This window comes from Frankia sp. AgKG'84/4 (assembly GCF_023242965.2).
In the GTDB taxonomy this organism is placed as follows: Bacteria; Actinomycetota; Actinomycetes; order Frankiales; family Frankiaceae; genus Frankia.
This window is the reverse complement of the sequence record NZ_JALKFU020000857.1, coordinates 1-926: the sequence shown is the minus strand read 5'-3', so window position 1 is coordinate 926 and position 926 is coordinate 1. Positions and strand designations below refer to the sequence as shown.

At 75.1% G+C, this 926-nt stretch carries 1 protein-coding gene and 1 pseudogene; both read left to right on the top strand.

From position 1 onward, the window contains the following. A partial coding sequence (locus MXD58_RS25680; protein ID WP_250610264.1) for an HRDC domain-containing protein occupies positions 1-254 on the top strand: 254 nt, incomplete at its 5' end. 146 nt (positions 255-400) lie between these two features. After that, positions 401-926 (top strand): annotated as a pseudogene (locus MXD58_RS25675) (hypothetical protein); the annotation flags it as partial.

Here is a 926-nt window from a genome sequence, read left to right as displayed (position 1 = left end):
GGCGAGCCCGCCGCGCCGCCCCCGTGGAGCTGCCCGCGGACGTGGCGCCGGTGTTCGAGGCGCTGCGGGCCTGGCGGGCCGCGACCGCGAAGGAACAGGGCGTCCCGGCCTACGTGATCTTTCACGACGCGACGCTGCGCGAGATTGCGACGCACCGGCCCGCCGCGCTCGCGGACCTCGCCGGCATCAACGGCGTCGGCGAGAACAAACTCGCGAAATACGGCCAGCAGATCCTCGACGTCCTCGCCGGCTGATCGCAACCGGCCCCCACGCCCGTACCGCGAACCGGGTGCCCGGTCCGCTGGTCGCGCCGGAGGAATGCGACCTGCCGGTCGGCAAGGACCCGTTCGGCTAGGATTCTCGCGCTGGATCCCCTGCGCCCCGGGAAGAGCGATCTCGAATGCCGGATTCGCGACCCCACCTGTTCTCCGTCGACATCCGCGCACGACAACAACGACCGCTCGACGACGACGCCCGGGTGGGCTCCTCCCAGGCCGGCGCCGAACCGGCCGGCCGGCGCCGGGGCCAGACGGTCCGGCTCGCCGGGCGGACCTGCCTGCTGGAGGGCAACCCGACCGAGCGGCTCAGCGGCGACGGTTCGTGGGTGCTGCGGGAGGGAACCGCCTCGCTGGTCGACGCGGCGCGGCGGCACGTCTGGTACCGCCAGGTCCTGGTTCGCCGGCCAGGTGACCGCGCGAGCGCGCTGCTCGCCACCGTCGATGGCCAGTTGCGGCTGCTCGCCGAGATCGGCGACCAGTCCGGCCTGCCCACCCTCGTCGCCGGCCAGCTCACCGCAACCGAAGGGGTCCTGCTCTCGACCCTCCCCCCCGGTCGGACCTGGCGCGACGTGTTCGGCCCCCCAGCGACCGGCCGGGCCAGGGCCCAGCCGGCGTCGGCCCGCCCGGCGCCCGCGATCGGTCCCGCCG